The organism is Undibacterium sp. KW1, from assembly GCF_009937955.1.
GTDB lineage: Bacteria > Pseudomonadota > Gammaproteobacteria > Burkholderiales > Burkholderiaceae_D > Undibacterium.
The window spans coordinates 3,443,759-3,462,128 of record NZ_AP018439.1 but is presented as its reverse complement, the minus strand read 5'-3'; the positions used below and the strand labels follow the sequence as shown (position 1 = coordinate 3,462,128).

At 50.7% G+C, this 18,370-nt stretch carries 15 protein-coding genes; 8 read left to right on the top strand and 7 right to left on the bottom strand.

The window, feature by feature from the left end:
* Position 1: 1 nt before the first annotated feature.
* The 3 genes from UNDKW_RS15635 to ppk1 form a co-directional block, all read right to left on the bottom strand.
* Positions 2 to 889 (bottom strand): EamA family transporter, encoded by an 888-nt coding sequence (locus tag UNDKW_RS15635; protein ID WP_162059420.1) that lies wholly within the window; start codon positions 887 to 889, stop codon positions 2 to 4.
* Between the two features lie 101 nt (positions 890 to 990).
* The gene (sixA, locus tag UNDKW_RS15630) at positions 991 to 1,470 is read right to left on the bottom strand and encodes a phosphohistidine phosphatase SixA (protein ID WP_162059419.1); all 480 of its coding nucleotides are present in this window, start codon (positions 1,468 to 1,470) and stop codon (positions 991 to 993) included.
* Entirely contained in the window at positions 1,470 to 3,611 is a 2,142-nt protein-coding gene (ppk1, locus tag UNDKW_RS15625) for a polyphosphate kinase 1 (protein ID WP_162061961.1), read from the bottom strand. Before ppk1 ends, sixA begins: the two co-directional genes overlap by 1 nt.
* Before the next feature lie 241 nt (positions 3,612 to 3,852).
* On the opposite strand from ppk1, the gene pstS reads away from it, so the two are divergent.
* The 8 genes from pstS (at position 3,853) to UNDKW_RS15585 (ending at position 12,439) form a co-directional block, all read left to right on the top strand.
* Positions 3,853 to 4,896 carry a phosphate ABC transporter substrate-binding protein PstS gene (gene pstS / locus UNDKW_RS15620; protein WP_162059418.1) on the top strand — a complete coding sequence of 348 codons (1,044 nt, stop codon included), beginning with the start codon at positions 3,853 to 3,855 and terminating at the stop codon, positions 4,894 to 4,896.
* Positions 4,897 to 5,087: 191 nt separating this feature from the next.
* Positions 5,088 to 6,032, top strand: a complete 945-nt coding sequence (gene pstC, locus UNDKW_RS15615; RefSeq protein ID WP_232063429.1) for a phosphate ABC transporter permease subunit PstC — start codon at positions 5,088 to 5,090, stop codon at positions 6,030 to 6,032.
* Complete coding sequence (gene pstA / locus UNDKW_RS15610) at positions 6,032 to 6,904, top strand: phosphate ABC transporter permease PstA (RefSeq protein WP_162059417.1); 873 nt, start codon at positions 6,032 to 6,034, stop codon at positions 6,902 to 6,904. Before pstC ends, pstA begins: the two co-directional genes overlap by 1 nt.
* 13 nt (positions 6,905 to 6,917) lie before the next feature.
* Positions 6,918 to 7,697 carry a phosphate ABC transporter ATP-binding protein PstB gene (pstB, locus tag UNDKW_RS15605; RefSeq protein WP_162041891.1) on the top strand — a complete coding sequence of 260 codons (780 nt, stop codon included), beginning with the start codon at positions 6,918 to 6,920 and terminating at the stop codon, positions 7,695 to 7,697.
* 102 nt (positions 7,698 to 7,799) lie between these two features.
* Entirely contained in the window at positions 7,800 to 8,510 is a 711-nt protein-coding gene (gene phoU / locus UNDKW_RS15600; protein ID WP_162059416.1) for a phosphate signaling complex protein PhoU, read from the top strand.
* A 9-nt stretch (positions 8,511 to 8,519) separates the two neighbouring features.
* A complete protein-coding gene (phoB, locus tag UNDKW_RS15595) occupies positions 8,520 to 9,206 on the top strand; it encodes a phosphate regulon transcriptional regulator PhoB (protein ID WP_162041889.1) in 687 nt (228 codons plus the stop codon).
* A 179-nt stretch (positions 9,207 to 9,385) separates the two neighbouring features.
* Positions 9,386 to 10,678 carry a phosphate regulon sensor histidine kinase PhoR gene (gene phoR / locus UNDKW_RS15590; protein ID WP_162059415.1) on the top strand — a complete coding sequence of 431 codons (1,293 nt, stop codon included), beginning with the start codon at positions 9,386 to 9,388 and terminating at the stop codon, positions 10,676 to 10,678.
* 303 nt (positions 10,679 to 10,981) lie between these two features.
* Positions 10,982 to 12,439, top strand: a complete 1,458-nt coding sequence (locus UNDKW_RS15585) for a serine hydrolase domain-containing protein (RefSeq protein ID WP_162059414.1) — start codon at positions 10,982 to 10,984, stop codon at positions 12,437 to 12,439.
* 78 nt (positions 12,440 to 12,517) lie between these two features.
* Here UNDKW_RS15585 and UNDKW_RS15580 read toward each other — a convergent pair whose 3' ends face one another.
* From UNDKW_RS15580 to UNDKW_RS15565, 4 genes are all read right to left on the bottom strand, one after another.
* Positions 12,518 to 14,350: an aminopeptidase P family protein gene (locus UNDKW_RS15580; RefSeq protein ID WP_162059413.1), complete on the bottom strand. Its 1,833-nt coding sequence runs from the start codon at positions 14,348 to 14,350 to the stop codon at positions 12,518 to 12,520.
* Positions 14,351 to 14,535: 185 nt separating this feature from the next.
* A complete protein-coding gene (locus UNDKW_RS15575) occupies positions 14,536 to 15,015 on the bottom strand; it encodes a GNAT family N-acetyltransferase (RefSeq protein ID WP_162059412.1) in 480 nt (159 codons plus the stop codon).
* 46 nt (positions 15,016 to 15,061) lie between these two features.
* Positions 15,062 to 17,122, bottom strand: a complete 2,061-nt coding sequence (gene metG, locus UNDKW_RS15570) for a methionine--tRNA ligase (RefSeq protein ID WP_162059411.1) — start codon at positions 17,120 to 17,122, stop codon at positions 15,062 to 15,064.
* Positions 17,123 to 17,250: 128 nt separating this feature from the next.
* Positions 17,251 to 18,318 (bottom strand): hypothetical protein, encoded by a 1,068-nt coding sequence (locus UNDKW_RS15565; RefSeq protein ID WP_162059410.1) that lies wholly within the window; start codon positions 18,316 to 18,318, stop codon positions 17,251 to 17,253.
* Positions 18,319 to 18,370 lie beyond the last annotated feature (52 nt).

Sequence of the window (18,370 nt, the reverse complement as noted above, 5' to 3'; positions counted from 1 at the left end):
TTCAGGTTGCTGTAGCCGGTTTGAACCACGACCAGATACGCAGGCCAAACTGGTTGCAAGCCAAGCCACCAAGTACCAGCAAACCTGCACAGATTTTCCACCAGAACAAAGTCTCGTTCAACACGATAGATGCGGTGACCATGCCAACTACTGGCACCAGCAAGGTGAACGGTGCTATCGTCGCGGCGGGGTATTTGCGCATCAGCCATGACCAGATGCCAAAACCGACGATGGTATTCGGGTAAGACTGGTAAGCAATGGCACCTATAGACGTCCAGTTCAGTTGCGCATAGGCGACTTGCCAGGCATCCATGCCTTCCATCATGTAAGACGCCAGCAGCAAGGGCGGGCTGGCAATGGCCGAGCCCCACACCACCATCGCCAGCGGATTGACTACACCTATCTTCTTGGTGACGATATTGGCGATACTCCAGCATACCGCACCGGCGACAACGAGAAGGAATCCTATGATGGTTGCCTGTGCTTCCAGATGCATGGCAACCAGCGCCATGCCGGACAGGGCGATCAGGGCACCCAGCACCTGCACGAATAGCGGTTTTTCACCCATGATGACAACGGCCAGACCCATGGTGATGAAGGCCTGCAATTGCATGACCAGAGATGCCAGCCCGGCAGGGAAGCCGAGCTTGATACCGCAAAACAAAAGCGTGAACTGGAAGGCAAACTGAAACATGCCGTAGGCAGCCACCCATTTCCACGAGGTCTTCGGAAATGACACAAAAAATACCAGGGGCAGGGCAGAAAAGATAAAGCGCGATGCGGTGAACAGCACAGGCGGCAAACCTTGCAAACCGATTTTAATGACTACGAAATTGATGCCCCAGGTGATGACGGCAATCAGGGCGGCAAGGATGTGCGTGGGTTTCATCGTGCTTTATGGGTAAAGACGGCCCTACATACTAACAGCAAGCAGGATTTGCTGCAGAGCGCCAGTATTTTTACCTATGGCGGGTTTGCTGGAGGCGCGTGCTATTTCACCACCAGGTCGGGCGACATGATGGCTTTCAGATAGGTTTGCACGATGTCGTTCTCTCGCTGCTTTTGCGTGATCCACCAGACATTTCCTTTGCGCACACTATATTCTTGCAAAGGGTGGCCCAGCAATTCAGCGGCGACCTGGCCCAGGTAAGGCTGGTGGCCGATGATGAGTACAGGTTCGCGGCTGTGCGGCCAGTTGGCCGCCGTTAATACGTCACTGACCGTGGCTGCTGGCCCCAGTTCAGGAACGACCTTATACTTCCTGCCGCAGGCGATCAGGGCTTCAGCCGTGTCCCTGGTACGTATGGTGGGGCTGGCCAGTATCCTGCAGGTTTCAGGCAAGGTGCTATCGAGCCAGTAAGCAATTTTGCTTGCCTGTTTGTTTCCCTTGCCTGTCAATTTTCTGAATTCATCAGTCAGTTCAGCCGTCGCCGGTTCTGCTTCTGCATGACGCCAGAGGATAAGATCCATTATGATTCTTCCGCCTCAGATAAGGAACCCAGGGTTTGCATCAAATGTTGCTGGGCGCAAAAGCGCACTTGTTTGGCTCTGGCTTTCTTGCGCTCATAGCGGCCATCCGAGTCCAGTGTCCATGCGTTCACATTGTCTTTCAGATAGGGCTCCAGCCCTTCGGAAATAACCCGTTTTTTCAAGGATTTTTCGAGTACCGGGAAAGCCACTTCTATACGGCGGAACAGATTGCGGTTCATCCAGTCGGCACTGGCAAGATACACATCATGCGCCAGATCATTACGGAAGTAATAGATGCGGCTATGTTCGAGGAAGCGGCCTATGATGGAGCGCACCTTGATGTTTTCAGACAAGCCAGGTACGCCCGGGCGCAAGGCGCAGGCACCGCGTATGATAAGGTCAATTTTTACGCCATCTGCCGATGCCGCATAGAGCGCACGGATGACAGATTCATCCAGCAATGCATTCATCTTGGCGATGATGCGGGCAGGGCGGCCTTCGCGGGCTATGCGTGCTTCATTGCGTATGGCTTTAATGATTTGCGGTTGCAGGGCAAACGGTGCCAGCCACAGGTAATCAAGTTTTTTAGGTTTGGTCAAACCAGTCAGGTGGATAAACACTTCATTGACTTCTGCCGCCATTTCAGGGTGGGCTGTCAGCAAGCCAAAGTCTGTATAAAAACGCGTGGTCGATGGGTGGTAATTGCCAGTGCCCAGATGGGCATAGTGACGCAGATTACCGCCTTCTTCACGGCGTATCACCAGCGCCAGTTTGGCATGGGTTTTCAGACCCACCACGCCATACACAACCTGGGCACCAGCGCGTTGCAATTTGTCGGCCCAGTTGATATTCGCTTCTTCATCAAAGCGTGCCATCAACTCGACGATGACGGTGACTTCCTTGCCTAGCCTTGCCGCTGTGATCAGCGACTCCATCAAATCCGAATTCATGCCGGTGCGATAGATAGTCTGCTTGATCGCCACCACGCTGGGGTCTTGTGATGCCGAGCGTATGAAGTCAATAACAGTCTGGAAAGGCTGGAAAGGGTGGTGCAAGAGTATGTCTTGCTTGCGCAGCAGGGTAAAAATATCGGCATGCGCGTATTTACCGATGGCCTTGGCCGAGAACGGCGGAAAACGCAGATTCGGCTGCTTGACATGATCGACCAGCTCACCGAGTCTGACCATGTTGACCGGGCCATCCACAGGATACAGACGGTCACTGTCGAGATTGAATTGTTCAAGCAGGAAGCGTGACAAATCCTCAGGGCAGTTCTTTGCGACTTCCAGGCGCACTGCCGCACCGAACTGGCGGGTTTGCAATTCACCCTGCAGTGCCTGGCGCAGATTCTTGACTTCTTCTTCATCCACCCACAAGTCGCTGTCGCGCGTCACGCGGAACTGTGAATAATTGATCACCTCACGGCCATTGAACAAGTCTTCTATGTGGGAGTGTATGACAGAAGACAGCAGGCAAAAAGCCATGCCATTGTTGGAAAGTTCATCTGGCAGACGGATGATGCGCGGCAAAACGCGTGGCGCCTTGACGATGGCAATGGCTGTACCACGGCCAAAAGCATCCTTGCCTGCCAGCGAGACAATGAAATTCAAACTCTTGTTGACTACTTGAGGGAAGGGGTGAGCAGGGTCCAGGCCGATTGGCGTCAACAGGGGTCTGACTTCACGTTCAAAATAGGATTTCACCCAGGCACGCTGGGCTTCATTGCGCTCGGAATGGCGCAACAGATGTATGCCTTTTTTGGAGAGCTGGGGCAAAATCTCCTGATTTAGTAATTCATATTGTCTTTTTGCTAACTGATGGCACTCATCGCTGACGCGTTTGAGCATGGCCTGGAAGGTTGGGTGTTGTACCAGTTCGCCATCGATCGTGTTCTGTGCCAGCAGGCTGGCCACCCTGACTTCAAAGAACTCATCGAGGTTGCTGCCGACGATGCACAAATATTTCAAGCGTTCGAGCAAGGGGATGCTGCGGTCCTCAGCCTGGGCCAGCACACGCCAGTTGAAGGCAATTTGTGACATCTCCCTGTCCAGGAAAATCACCGAACGTGACAATTCTGGTGCTGCCACTGGTTTGACTTGCTTGGCAAGTGCCTTGATTCCAGTGTCAGGAACTTGTTTCATGTCTTCTGGCGCGGTTGCTGAAGAGGGTGTTTCCTGATTTGGCATAGTTTTTTGCATGTCATAAAGGGCGTCATATATATACGCAAGCATTCTAGACGTCTTAAATGACAAGTTTATGACAAAAAAGTGATAACAAGTGCAATTATTTCACAGGCTTTGCTTCACGTCATAATCTTGTCATATTTGGCTTGTACAGTGCGCCTCGTAGTACTGAATACTGTTATTTAACTCTGAGGTGAACATGCAAATCAAACGTGTTGTCAAAACTCTCATCGCTGCAATTGGCGTCGCTGTCACATTTGGCGCTGCCCAGGCTGCCGATATTACAGGCGCTGGCGCGACTTTCCCATATCCAATTTATGCAAAATGGGCAGAAGCTTATAAAAAAGCCAGTGGCAACGGTCTGAACTATCAATCCATCGGTTCCGGTGGCGGTATCAAGCAAATCAAGGCAAAGACTGTCGATTTTGGTGCGTCTGACATGCCTTTGAAGGCAGAAGAGCTCGACGCTGAAGGTCTGGTGCAATTCCCGGCCATCATCGGCGGTGTGGTTCCTGTAGTTAACCTGGACGGTATCGCTCCTGGCAAAATGAAGATGACAGGTGAAGTACTGGCTGGCATCTACATGGGCAAGATCACTAAATGGAATGCACCAGAAATCGCAGCCATCAATGCCGGTCTGAAATTGCCGACAGAAGATATCACTGTTGTACATCGTTCTGATGGCTCCGGCACGACTTTCCTGTGGACAGATTACCTGAGCAAAGTCAGCCCGGACTTCAAAACAGCCGTTGGTTCTTCTACCGCTGTTAAATGGCCAGTTGGTGTAGGTGGCAAGGGTAACGAAGGCGTTGCTTCCAGCGTCAAGCAAATCAGAAATTCCATAGGCTATGTTGAATACGCTTATGTGAAGAAAAACAAGATGACTTACACCTTGTTGAAAAATGCCGATGGCCAATTCGCTGAACCAGATGATGAAAACTTCAAATCCGCTGCTGCGGGCGCTGACTGGAGCAAAGCACCAGGCATGTACCTGGTATTGACTAACCAGCCTGGCAAAATCACCTGGCCAATCACTGGTGCTTCTTTCATCCTGATGCACAAAGCACAGGCTGATGCTGAAAAAGGCAAAGAAGTATTGAAATTCTTTGACTGGGCATTCAAAAACGGTGGCGCAATGGCTGCTGAACTGGAATATGTTTCCTTGCCAGCACCAGTTGTTAAACTGATCGAAGACAACTGGAAAGCAAAAGTCAAAGATGCTTCCGGTAAAGCGCTCTGGTAATAAAAAGTTTCAACCTGTTCAGACGTTGAACTAAACAAATCGAGGTAATCCGGAATTGTCCGGATTACCTTCCGGTGGAAAAGACACCCATGACTACCCAAATGTCCTCCGTCAACATGACTGCACCAACTGCAATCCCACCTGCGACTAACACATTGCCACATCAAGCCGATCAGATTGATCCGGCAAAAATGGCAGCAGTAATGCGTCGCCAGCGTTGGCAAGATTTCTTTTTTCATAAACTGACCTTTACTTTCGCCGCTCTCGTGCTGGTGGTACTGGTTGGTATCATTATTTCTTTATTCCTGCGTGCCATTCCGGCCATGAAGGAATTTGGTTTGCCATTCATCTGGACCATAGAATGGGATCCGGTCAATGATAAATTCGGTGGCATGATCGCCATCGTTGGCACGCTGGTGACTTCGATCATTGCCTTGCTGATCGCTTTCCCGGTCAGTTTTGGCATTGCCCTGTTCCTGACAGAGATTTGCCCCAACTGGCTCAAGCGCCCACTGGGTACGGCAATTGAATTGCTGGCCGGTGTACCCAGTATTATTTACGGTATGTGGGGTTTGTTCGTATTCGCCCCCTTGTTCTCGCAATATGTGCAACCAGCTTTGGCCGCTACGCTGGGTAAGCTGCCAGTGATAGGTATCCTGTTTTCTGGCCCCATGATAGGTATGGGTATTTTGGCTGCTGGCGTGATCCTGGCCATCATGATTATTCCTTTCATTTCGTCTGTCATGCGCGATGTGTTTGAAGTTGTGCCGCCAGTCTTGAAAGAATCTGCTTACGGCCTCGGTTGCACGAAGTGGGAAGTAGTACGCAAGATCGTTTTGCCTTACACCAAAATTGGTGTGGTCGGCGGCGTCATGCTGGGCCTGGGCCGTGCCTTGGGCGAGACCATGGCAATTACTTTTGTGATTGGTAATTCCCATCACTTGTCCTGGTCTTTGTTTGCTGCTGGTAACAGTATCGCTTCTACACTGGCCAATGAATTTGCCGAAGCTGAATCACCACTGCATACTTCTTCATTGTTCTTGCTGGGTTTGATATTGTTCGTCATTACTTTCATTGTCTTGTCTGCAGCGAAGCTGATGTTGCTGGGCCTGTCACGTAAAGAAGGGGCAAAATAATGGAAAATTCTACGATGCAATCTGCCAGTAATCCGGTATATCGTCGTCGCGTGCTGATGCACAAGATAGGTATCAGCCTGTCTTCGATCGCCATGGTGCTGGGCGTGTTCTTTTTGATGTGGATACTGTTCACCTTGCTGCTCAAAGGTGCTACTGCAGTCAACATCGCCATGTTCACCGAATCGACACCTGCACCTGGCAGCGACGGTGGCGGTTTGATGAATGCCATCTTTGGCAGCTTTGTGATGGTCGGTATCGCTACGCTGATTTCTACTCCGATAGGCATATTGGCAGGTATTTACCTGGCAGAGTATGGCGACAAGAGCTGGTTTGGCGGTGTAACGCGCTTCGTGACTGACATCATGCTGTCTGCTCCGTCCATCGTGGTTGGCTTGTTCGTCTATGCGATTTATGTCGCTAACGTCAAACACTTCTCTGGTTGGGCAGGCAGTATTGCGATTTCTCTTATCGCGATTCCCGTGGTTGTCCGCACTACTGACAATATGTTGGGCCTGGTACCTGCCAGCTTGCGCGAAGCCGCATTTGCACTGGGTGCGCCACGCTGGAAGGTCGCCCTGATGATACGTTTGCGAGCAGTCAAGGCAGGTGTGGTGACCGGCATCTTGCTGGCAGTAGCGCGTATCTCTGGTGAAACAGCACCTTTGCTGTTCACAGCCCTGAATAACCAGTTCTTCAGCAGCAATATGAATCAACCGATGGCAAACTTGCCAGTCGTGATTTATCAGTTCGCCATGAGCCCTTACGACAACTGGCGTGAGCTGGCCTGGGGCGGTGCACTGCTGATTACCTTCAGCGTTCTCGGTTTGAATATTTTGTCGCGTACTTTGTTTAACCAAAAAACACAGCATTAATACTGGCCTCGATATGACTACTACTCAAGACAACCAACAGAAAAAAGCAATCGAAATCGGCGGGCTGAATTTCTTTTATGGTGCGACACGCAGCCTGCGCGATATCAATCTGAATATCTACGACAAAAAAGTCACAGCCTTCATCGGCCCATCCGGCTGTGGCAAGTCAACTTTATTGCGTACCCTGAACCGTATGTATGACCTGTACCCAGGTCAGCGTGCAGAGGGCAGCATCATTTATAACGGTAAAAATATCCTTGATGCGGATCAGGACATCAACTTGCTGCGCGCCCGCGTCGGCATGGTGTTCCAGAAGCCTACGCCTTTCCCTATGTCGGTATATGACAACATCGCTTTCGGTGTGCGTCTGTATGAAAACCTGTCCAAGGGCGAGATGGATGAGCGCGTAGAATGGGCCTTGAAAAAAGCCGCGATCTGGACTGAAGTCAAAGACAAGCTCAACAAGAGTGGTCTGAGCCTCTCTGGTGGTCAGCAACAGCGTCTGTGCATCGCCCGTGGTGTTGCAGTGAAGCCGGAAGTGTTGCTGCTGGATGAACCGACCTCAGCGCTGGACCCTATCTCTACAGTCAAGATCGAAGAACTGATCAATGAACTGAAAGAGGAATACACCATCGCCATCGTCACTCATAATATGCAGCAGGCAGCCCGTTGTTCTGATTACACTGCCTATATGTATCTGGGTGAACTGGTCGAGTTTGGTGAAACTGATCATATCTTCATGAACCCGGTGAAGAAAGAAACTCAAGACTATATTACTGGCCGTTTCGGCTAACAGACGTACCATGCTTGCGCAGATCTATCCGTGGGAGCACGGATAGATTATTTTGCGCGAGCTGGCGTTTATATTTTGCAATTGCGAATTCAGGAGAAACCTGTGACAGGCGAACACTCTTCAAAACAATACGATATGGATCTGGAGACGATACGCTCCAAGGTCTTGTTGATGGGCGGCTTGGTGGAAAGCCATTTTCACGATGCGATGTCCTGCTTCCGCACCGGTAATGCAGAACAGGCAGAAGCCGTGATCCAGTCTGACCTCGAAGTCAACCGCCTCGAAGTGTCGCTTGACGACATGTGCAGCCATCTCATCGTCAAACGCCAGCCAGCAGCAAATGACTTGCGCACTGTCATGGCAACCGGCAAGGTCATTACTGATCTTGAACGCATCGGTGATGAATCAACAAAAATTGCCCGCATCTCCAGAGATGCAGCGGCTGGCAAACGTGGCGTGCCTATGTTCAGCGGCTATGATACTGTTCGTGTACTGGCCAGCAGTGTGGCAGACATGTTGCATCAGTCTCTCGATGCCTTTGCCCGTCTTGATGGTGGCAAGGCGGTACAATTGATTGCTCAGGATGCACTGATCGACAATGATTTCCGCTCCATCATGCGTAATCTGATTACTTTCATGATGGAAGACCCAAGTACGATATCATCGTCGCTGGACGCCCTGTGGGTGGCCAAGGCGATAGAACGTATCGGTGACCATGCCAAGAACATTGCCGAGCATACGATTTACATCGTTGAAGGCAAGGATATCCGTCATTCGGACTATGTGGCAAGCAAGCAGGAACAACAGAATTAATTATTGATGATGGCTACAGACACAACAATACTCATCGTAGAAGATGAACCGGCAATCGTAGAACTGGTCAGTTTTTCCCTTCGTGCGGCAGGCTGGAACACTTTTGCTGTCAATACGACGGCTGAGGCCTGGGAGTATTTGCAGCGCCGTACTCCGCAATTGATTTTGCTGGACTGGATGTTGCCTGATCAGAGTGGTTTGCGCCTCTTGTCCAAGATACGCTCAGACCGTCAGTTCAATGAAATCCCTGTCATCATGCTGACCGCAAAAAGCATGGAAGAAGACAAGATTGCTGGTCTCGACCATGGTGCTGACGATTATGTGACCAAGCCTTTCTCGCCGCGTGAACTGACCGCCAGAATCAAGGCCCTGTTGCGTCGCAAGAGCCCTGAGCATGCACAGACCGCCCTGACGGCAGGCTCTGTAGTACTTGACCCTGTCAGCTGCACGGTCAAGATAGAAGACAATAAGGTCGATATTGGCCATGCTGAATACAAGCTGCTGAAATTCTTCATGGCCCATCCGGAACGCGTATTTTCACGCAGCCAGTTGCTTGACAAAGTCTGGGGCGACCATGTCGTCATCGAAGAGCGGACGGTAGATGTCCACGTACTGCGCCTGCGCAAAGTCTTGAAGAATGCCGAGTCACTGATCAAGACCGTGCGTAGCGTTGGCTACATGCTGTCTGAAAAATAAACTGGCATCAGCTCATGCTATTTACGGCATCGCTCACTGCATAAGCTATATGCAGTGTGGCAGCGCCATTCCTGTTTTGGAATAGCTTGCAAACATTGCTCACTGATATCAGTAAAACCTATATCATTACATCTGTGCATTACATTTCAAGCAATTACTGAGAACCCTCAGGACCCACTATGTCTCCACGCCTTATTTTCTGGATTTCTGCATTTGTACGCATCGCCCTGGTTCTCATGGGAGCCGCATCCGCTATGTATATATGGGGTCCGGTAACAGGTTTGGTGTTAGGCTTGATCGGTATGGTGACCCTGTTTTGCGTACAGCTATTTTATTTGCAGCGCCTGGCAGACTGGCTGGATAACCCGAATAGTTCACGCCTGCCGGATGGCTGGGGTGCCTGGACTGATATTTTTTCACGCCTGTATAAATTGCGCCGTGATGATGAAAAGAACCAGGCAGAACTGGCAGAATGGCTGGCACGTTTTCGCCAGGCCATGACCTTGCTGCCAGATGGCGTGGTCATCATGGATGACGTGCTGTTTCTGGAATGGTGCAACCCAGCAGCAGAAAGCCACCTGGGCCTGAGCCACGCACAGGACAAGGGCATGCGGGTTACCAACCTGGTACGCAGCCCTGAGTTCATGGATTATATTATCCTCGGACGCTACGAAACACCGCTGACGCTGTCATTCCGTGACCGCAAGCTGATTGCCCACATCATCCCGTTTGAAAACCGTCGCCAGATCCTGGTGACCCATGATGTGACTGAATCAGAGCGCATAGACATGATGCGGCGCGACTTTATCGCCAATGCCTCGCATGAATTGCGTACTCCATTGACGGTCATTAATGGTTTTCTGGAGATCGCTTCCATGCAGGACGACCTCGATAACCACACCCGCAATATGCATCTGAAACTGATGACAGAGCAGGGCGAACGCATGCAGCGTTTGGTAGAAGACATGCTGACACTGACGCGACTGGAATCGGTGGATTATCCACCTCGCCCTGAACGCATCAGCATGCAAGGCTTGCTGGAGCAAATCATGCAGGAAGCGCATGCTCTGTCTGCTGGCAAGCACAAAATCACGCTGGAATGCACAGGCCCGGATATCCGCGGCAGCAATGATGAAATCCGTAGTGCCCTGACCAATCTGGTAACGAATGCAATCCGCTATACACCCGAGAATGGCAACATCAAGATCAGTTGGATAGATACTCCAAATGGCCCCAAATTTGCAGTGCAGGATGATGGCATAGGTATCAGCGCAGAACATATCTCGCGCCTGACAGAACGTTTTTACCGCGTCGATAAAAGCCGTTCCCGCGAAACCCAGGGAACTGGTCTGGGCCTGGCGATTGTCAAGCATGTGCTGCTCAGGCACAAGGCGAATTTGTTGATTGAATCTACGCCGGACGTAGGTAGTAAATTCTGCGTGCAGTTTCCGGGTTCGGCAATCACTGCTTAATTTTTGCAGTCCAGTAGAGCTGGTGAATTGATAAATTTGCCGGCACTATCTCCTTCTTTGCTGCCTGCTCCTTGTCCGCTTATTGTCCGCCCCTGTCCGCCTGCTCCAAGTGGACAGGCGCGTCCATAAATATTCTCTATAAAATCAAATGCTTACATAATGGCATATTTCATGCTGTGGGATTGTGTATGGCAGCATGGTCCATTTGTCTTGCGATCCGTGCCTGTTGATTTGTGACGGCAGATTTATATGGAGAGAGATAAATTGAAATACCCCATCCTAAGCAGCGCTTTTAAATTCAGTATGATGGCACTCGTACTTTGCGCTATGAGTGCGCAGGCAACTGCCTCACTGAGCGATACGGAAATTCGGGCTATCCTCAAGCAACGTATCGATCAGGAAAAAATGGCCGCCAGTATTGTTATCGGCATCATCGATGATAATGGCAGCCGTGTCATCAGCCATGGCTATGCCAGCTTGGAAGACCGTAAATTGGCAAATGCCGACACTGTGTTTGAAATCGGTTCGATTACCAAAGTATTTACGAGTCTGGTCTTGATGGATATGAATACAAAAGGCGAGCTTAGCTTGAATGATCCGGTGGCAAAATACCTGCCAAAATCAGTGACAGTACCTGGCCGTGCTGGCAAGCAGATCAGCCTGCGTGACCTCTCTACCCATGTGTCTGGCTTACCCAGGATGCCAGGTAATTTTGCCCCCAAAGACCCCGCGAATCCTTACCCCGACTATACCCAGGATTTGTTATACCAATTTTTGTCCACTTATCAGTTGCCCCGCGACATAGGTTCAAAAATGGAGTATTCAAACCTTGGGATAGGTTTGCTTGGCCATGTGCTGAGCTTGAGAGCGGGTGTGGATTATGAGCCACTGGTAAAAAGTCGTATTCTCTTACCTTTGAAAATGCAGGACACAGGTATTAGTCTTACCGCCGACATGAAGAAACACCTGGCTACCCCCTACATCGTGACTGAGGAGGGCGCGAGCGAAGCAACATTGACAGCTACTTCCAACTGGGACCTGGGAATATTTAACGGAGCAGGTGGCTTGCGCTCATCCATGACTGATATGCTCAAATTCCTCGCTGCAAATATGGGGAAACAAGAGAGTCCTGTGCAAGCCATCGTCGATAAAATGCAGGAGCCTTTAGATTTCCAAGCGTTTGGCAAGCCAGTCAGGTTAGCCTGGGGTGGCGGTAATAAATATGGGAGTGAAATTATTTCTCATGCTGGCGCTACTGGTGGTTACCGCAGCTATATCGGGTTTGACAGAAAAGCTGGCAAAGGCGTAGTTGTGCTATCTAATGCTACGACAGATGTAGACGACATAGGTAGCAAGATTATCAATGGCGAGTACCGTTTGCGGCAATTGAAAATGCCACTCAGTTTTGTGCAAGCAATAGAGAAAGCGGGTTACGACCAGGCGTTTGCTGTCTATCAGGATTTAAAAGCGAGAGATGCAGACTTCTATTTGCGCGAAGAAGTCTTGAACGAATGGGCTTACGCCAAAATGAAAACCGGGAAGCCACAATCGGTTGTGGAATTATTTAAACTAGGTGTTTACCTGTATCCCAAAAGTGCCAATACTTACGATAGCCTGGCAGAAGCCTATGAAACAGCAGGCATGAATGAACTTGCAAAGAGCAATTACCAAAAATCCCTGGAGCTTAATCCGCAAAATCAGAATGCCATCCAGCGCTTGCAAGTGTTGGCAAATGGCACTAAGGGGGCTTTTAGAGTATAGAAGGTAGTGCATGCGCCACCTTCTATCTTGTGCCTCATTTAACTCAAACAGTATTTCTCAAGACGGGTAAACAAACAATCAACTGGCTGGGCGCAACAAAGGCTGGGTTCTTGCCTTCAACCATTCCAGCGCTGCACCGCTGACGCGTGGTGACAGGCGCTGCAAGACTGTCGCATGGTAATCATTGAGCCATTTGATTTCGTCTTCGCGCAATAAGCTTACCGTGATGCAGCGTGTATCTATGGGGCAGAGCGTCAGTGTTTCAAATTCCAGGTATTCACCAAATTCGGTTTGCATGGCTGGCACGTTCAATAGCAGGTTTTCTATGCGTACACCCCATTTGCCAGGGCGGTAAATGCCAGGCTCATTGGAGGTAATCATGCCAGGTTCCATCGCCATATGTGCCTCTGCTATCGCAGGAGAAATGTTCTGCGGACCTTCATGCACATTCAGGAAATAACCTACGCCATGGCCAGTGCCGTGACCGTAGTTGACGCCGTCAGCCCAGATAGGGGCGCGGGCTACAGTGTCAAGCATGGGTGACAGGGTGCCACGCGGGTAACGCATTTGCGAGAGGTTGATCATACCCTTCAAGACCAGGGTGAAGTCACGCTTTTGCGCTTCTGATACCTGGCCCACAGGAACGACGCGGGTGATGTCTGTCGTGCCGTTCAGGTATTGTCCACCCGAGTCGATGAGCAGCAGGCCATCACCTTCGATGACGGAATGTGATTCCTTGGTGGCGCGATAATGCGGCATGGCACCGTTGGCATTGAAGCCGGCGATGGTATTAAAACTGGGTGAAATAAAATGAGGCTGGCGTGCACGGGCAGCGCAGATCTCTTCATCAATGGTCAGTTCAGTGATGCGCTGCTTGCCTAATGCACCTTCCAGCCAGGTGAAGAATTCACACAGCGCCGCACCATCCTGTTCCATTGCTTCACGCACAAATTGCGCTTCTTCCGCAGTCTTGCGGGATTTGGCAAATACCGATGGGTTGATGGCTTCGATAACGTTGACAGTTGCTGGTATACCCTGACGGAAGCCATAAGTGATCCTGCGCGGGTCTATCATGATGCTGCTGTCTGCTGGCAGAGCCGCCAGTGCAGAGGCAGCTTCGCCGTAGTCTGCCAGACTGACGCCATCTTTGGCCAGTACCACAGCCAATTCTGCCGGAACTTTGCCTGCCGAGACGAACAATTTCGCCTCAGTCTGGCTAATGAGCGCATGACCAACAAAGACCGGGTTATAACTGACATCAGCGCCACGCAAATTGAAAATCCAGGCCAGGTCATCAACCGTAGAAATGAAGTGCCAGTCAGCGTTTTTGCTGCGCATCTGTTCGCGTAACATCGCCAGCTTGTCGGCGCGGGCGACTACCGCATATGGTGCTACATGTTCATAGATCGCAGCCTGTGGCAGGCTGGGGCGCTCGTCCCACACTTTATTCAAAAGATCATGGCTGGTATTGAATGTAATGCCCTTGCTTTGCAAAGCATGTTCCAGCGCCCTGGCAGTCGCCAGCCCCAATACCGCACCATCGACGCCCACTGTTTGCCCAGGCTGAAGGTTGCTGGCCAGCCAGTCTATATACAGGGTGGCTGCGGCTGAGGCAATCTTCATCATCTTGATACCAGTTGGTGCCAGCTCTGTTTCTGCTGAACTCCAGTAGCGGCTGTCTACCCACAAACCTGCAAAATCTGCCGTAACGATCAGCGTACCTACCGAGCCGGTAAAGCCAGAGAAATAGCTGCGTCCTTGCCAGCGGTCAGGCAAATACTCTGACAGATGCGGGTCGGAGGACGGCACGATATAGGCATCCAGCCCTTGCTCCCGCATGGCGGCGCGCAATTGCACCAGACGGGCAGGGATGGGGGAGGTAATGGCAGACGGGCTAACAGGGCTGTTCATGGATGGATTTCCAAAGCAGATAGACAGGAGTGAGACTAAGTTTAATACGAAGGCGGCGTAAATGCAGACGGAGTTTGGCGATATTGCTTAAGTCATTGCTTAAGCATCATCACTCATCTGGATTAACAAAGCCGGAGGATAGTATACCTAAAATATATTAGATGAGGGCAAGTATGCCGATTTCTTTAATTTCTCAAGAATCGCCGCATGACATGCGGAGCTGGCTCATTTGGATTGGCGTGGGAATATTCAAGCTCGGGCGCGAGTTCAAACTCGAATGCGGCATACAAGTCCAGCAAACGGGGCTGGTCACTGCGTACACCGAGGCGTAATTCTTCTATGCCAGATGTCTGTGCCGCATGAATGACGGCTTCGAGTAAATGCTGGGACAGGGCTTCACCCCGAAAAGCAGGCAAAATGCCCATGCGCAGCATTTCCCAGCAATTATTTTCTGTATCCAGCGGTAGCCAGCGCACCGAGCCTACCGGTTCATCATCGAGCAATAATACAAAACCGCCACCCTGCATCAAGTCATTGCAGACGCGCTCACTGCTTTCATGATGGCCGCTGGAGGTAGCAGCCACCTTGTCAGTCCAGCATGTGCGGGTCAGATGCGCGATGAGTTGCGCATCTTCTATGGCAGCTTCACGGACAACAATATTCATACGCTGACAAGATATTAACGAACACAAGTATTTACATACACAGGTATTAACGCACACGCATACCAGGTTGCGCACCAGGCCAGGCTTCCAGTATGTACAAACCTGGATTGGCTTTTTCATCTGCGGCCGATGCAGCCAATACCATGCCTTCTGACATGCCAAATTTCATCTTGCGTGGTGCCAGGTTAGCCACCATGACAGTGAATTTGCCTATCAGCTGTTCTGGCTGGTAGGCAGACTTGATGCCTGAGAATACATTGCGGGTACGTCCTTCGCCCACATCCAGCGTCAGGCGCAAGAGTTTGTCTGAACCCTCTACATGTTCGCAATTGACGATTTTGGCAATGCGCAGATCGACTTTGGCAAAGTCATCGATCTTGATTTCTTCTGCCAGTGGTTCGATATCTGAAGCAGCAACTGATGTCGTTTCAGAAGCAACAGTAGCTGCCGGTGCAGGTACATCAAACAAGTCGTCAAATATCTTCAAATCCACCCTTTGCATCAAGTGCGTATAAGGATTGATCTTGTGATGATGCGGCAATGGTATCGCAACATCTGCCCATTGCAAAGGGGCGATATTCAATTGTGCTTCTACCTGTGCTGCCAGTTGTGGCAAGACGGGTTTCAGGAAGATGGTCAGAATGCGGAAAGCTTCCAGCAAGCGGCTGCATACTTCCTGCAGCTTGGCGTCGTTCTCTGGTTTTTTCGCCAGTTCCCACGGTTTGTTGGAGTCGACATAGGCATTCACCAGATCTGCCTGTTCCATCGCGGCACGTAGGGCTTTGCCGTATTCACGTGCTTCAAACAAGGCCTGGATTTCTGGCGCGACATTGCGCAGATTATTGAGGAAGGCATCATCTGCCGTCGCCCAGTCAGTCGCCACTACGCCATCAAAACGCTTGCTGATAAAACCGGCAGCGCGGCTGGCGATGTTGATGTATTTGCCGATCAGGTCAGAATTGACACGCGCAACGAAGTCTTCCGGATTCATGTCCAGGTCTTCTACCTTGGCATTCAGTTTGGCGGCGAAGTAATAACGCAGCCATTCCGGGTTCATGCCGATTTCCAGATAGCGCAGTGGTGAAATGCCCGTACCGCGTGACTTCGACATTTTTTCGCCAGAGACAGTCACAAAACCATGGGCATACACATTGTCCGGTGTCTTATAACCAGAGAACTTCAGCATCGCTGGCCAGAACAAGGTATGGAAATAAGTGATGTCCTTGCCGATGAAATGGATTTGCTCAGTCGTCGGGTCAGCCATAAAAGCATCGTAATCACGACCTGTCTTGCCGAAGTAATTTTTCAGCGAAGCCAGATAACCCACAGGCGCATCCAGCCAGACATAGAAATACTTGCCCGGTTGATCAGGAATCTCGATCCCAAAATAAGGCGCATCCCGGCTGATGTCCCAGTCACCGAGGCCGCCTTCGCCTTCTAGCCATTCCTTGCATTTGTTCGCAACTTCAGACTGCAGGCGGTTATCTTGCAAGGCCCAGCCACGCAAGAATTCCACGCATTTTTCATCCGACAGTTTGAAGAAGAAATGCTCTGACGATTTCATGATCGGTGTGGCACCGGTCAGGACAGAGTAAGGATTCTTCAATTCTGTCGGCGCATACACGGCACTGCAGACTTCGCAGGAATCGCCATATTGATCCTTGGCGCCACATTTAGGGCATTCGCCCTTGATGTAACGGTCAGGCAGGAACATGTTTTTGACCGGGTCAAAAAACTGTTCTATGGTTTTGCTCGTGATGAAACCGGCAGATTTCAGTTTGCGATAGATGTCCTGCGACAACTGATGGTTTTCTTCGCCATCAGTTGAATGCCAGTTGTCAAACTGTATATGAAAGCCATCGAGGTATTGTTTGCGTCCGGCAGCGATCTTCGCCACAAATTCTTGTGGAGTGATATTGGCTTTTTCAGCTGCAATCATGATGGGTGCACCGTGTGCATCATCCGCGCCGACGAAATGTACCTCGTGACCAGACATTCGCTGATGCCTTACCCAGATGTCAGCCTGGATATATTCCATGATGTGACCAAGGTGGAAGGGCGCATTAGCGTACGGCAGGGCAGTGGTAACAAACAGCTTACGGGTCATGGTTGATGCACTTTTTATGAACGGACAAGAGCATTATTCTAACAGCGAATGCACATATTGCAGCCGCTATGCCCTGATCCGGAGGGATAGTAATTGGGTTTTTGTGTTGTTTTGCTAATGGATGCGGCTCAAACTACCCAGGCACCATTCCTGTAGACCACTTCATCATCCAGTTTTACCGCTTCGGTAACGGCGAAAACATCGACATGATGGCGGCCTTCACCACGCTTGATATGCGGTTTGGCATAGCTGCCATGCTTGGCACCCAGGGATAAATGGACGCCGCACATGCGCTCATAAGTGCCTATGTCACGCACGGTCTTGTCCTTGGAAAATGCCTTGTTCATGCCAAAACCCAGTTCACGCACCCAGACTATGCTGTCATCTGCCCGGATGTTGGCCAGCACCTGATCAAATTCAGGTGTGGAATTGATGGTGTCAACAACCTGGCCTTTTTCAACGATCAGGGTAATAGGCTGTGCCGGGCGATTGACGGTAAAGCTGGTGTCACCAAAAGCAAAGATGCGAATTTTGCCATAAACGTCTTCCAGCGCCACCGATTCGGTGAACACTTCACCGATAGGGAACTGGCCGCCGACATTATTCATCTGGCGATAGTCACCGACATTGAGCTTGGCCGGTTCAAAGCGGCCACTGAAGACCAGTTCAGCGCCGCCACTATCGACGACACCACGGCTGGCGCTATCGATTTTTTGTTTGAGCGCATTGCCAGTACCGCGATAGTAGTTGGCATCATAGGCCAGCGACTCTATGTAATACAGGTTTTCGTCACCTTCCATGCGTGCGAGATGGGGATGTTCTATCACTTTCAGGCCGCGCTTGAATAACTCCACCCGCAGTCTGTAGGCTTCCAGGCGAAAATTGGTGGATTGCACCAGCACTGCGAGATCAGATGCCTGCAAGGCATTCAAGGTCGATAAAATCAATTCTGGTGTCTCTGCATCGAAATTGATAAAGCGTGCATTGGGCAGGCAGGCGCGGTAGGCACTGGTCAGCGCCACCGCGAGAGGGCTGCGCTGGTCATATACGACTACTGCCTGATGCTGATCAGTATGTTCAAAGGCCAGTTGCAGGATGTCGCGCAAATGCTTTGTCGCTATGGCGACTGTTGCCGCAGGCAGTATCTCCAAAGGTTTTTCTGGGTTTGTAGCTGGATTAACGATGGGGGTGGTCATGATTTTGCCTGCGCCTGCCGCATCAATAGATGCGGGCAGTTTATTTACGGTG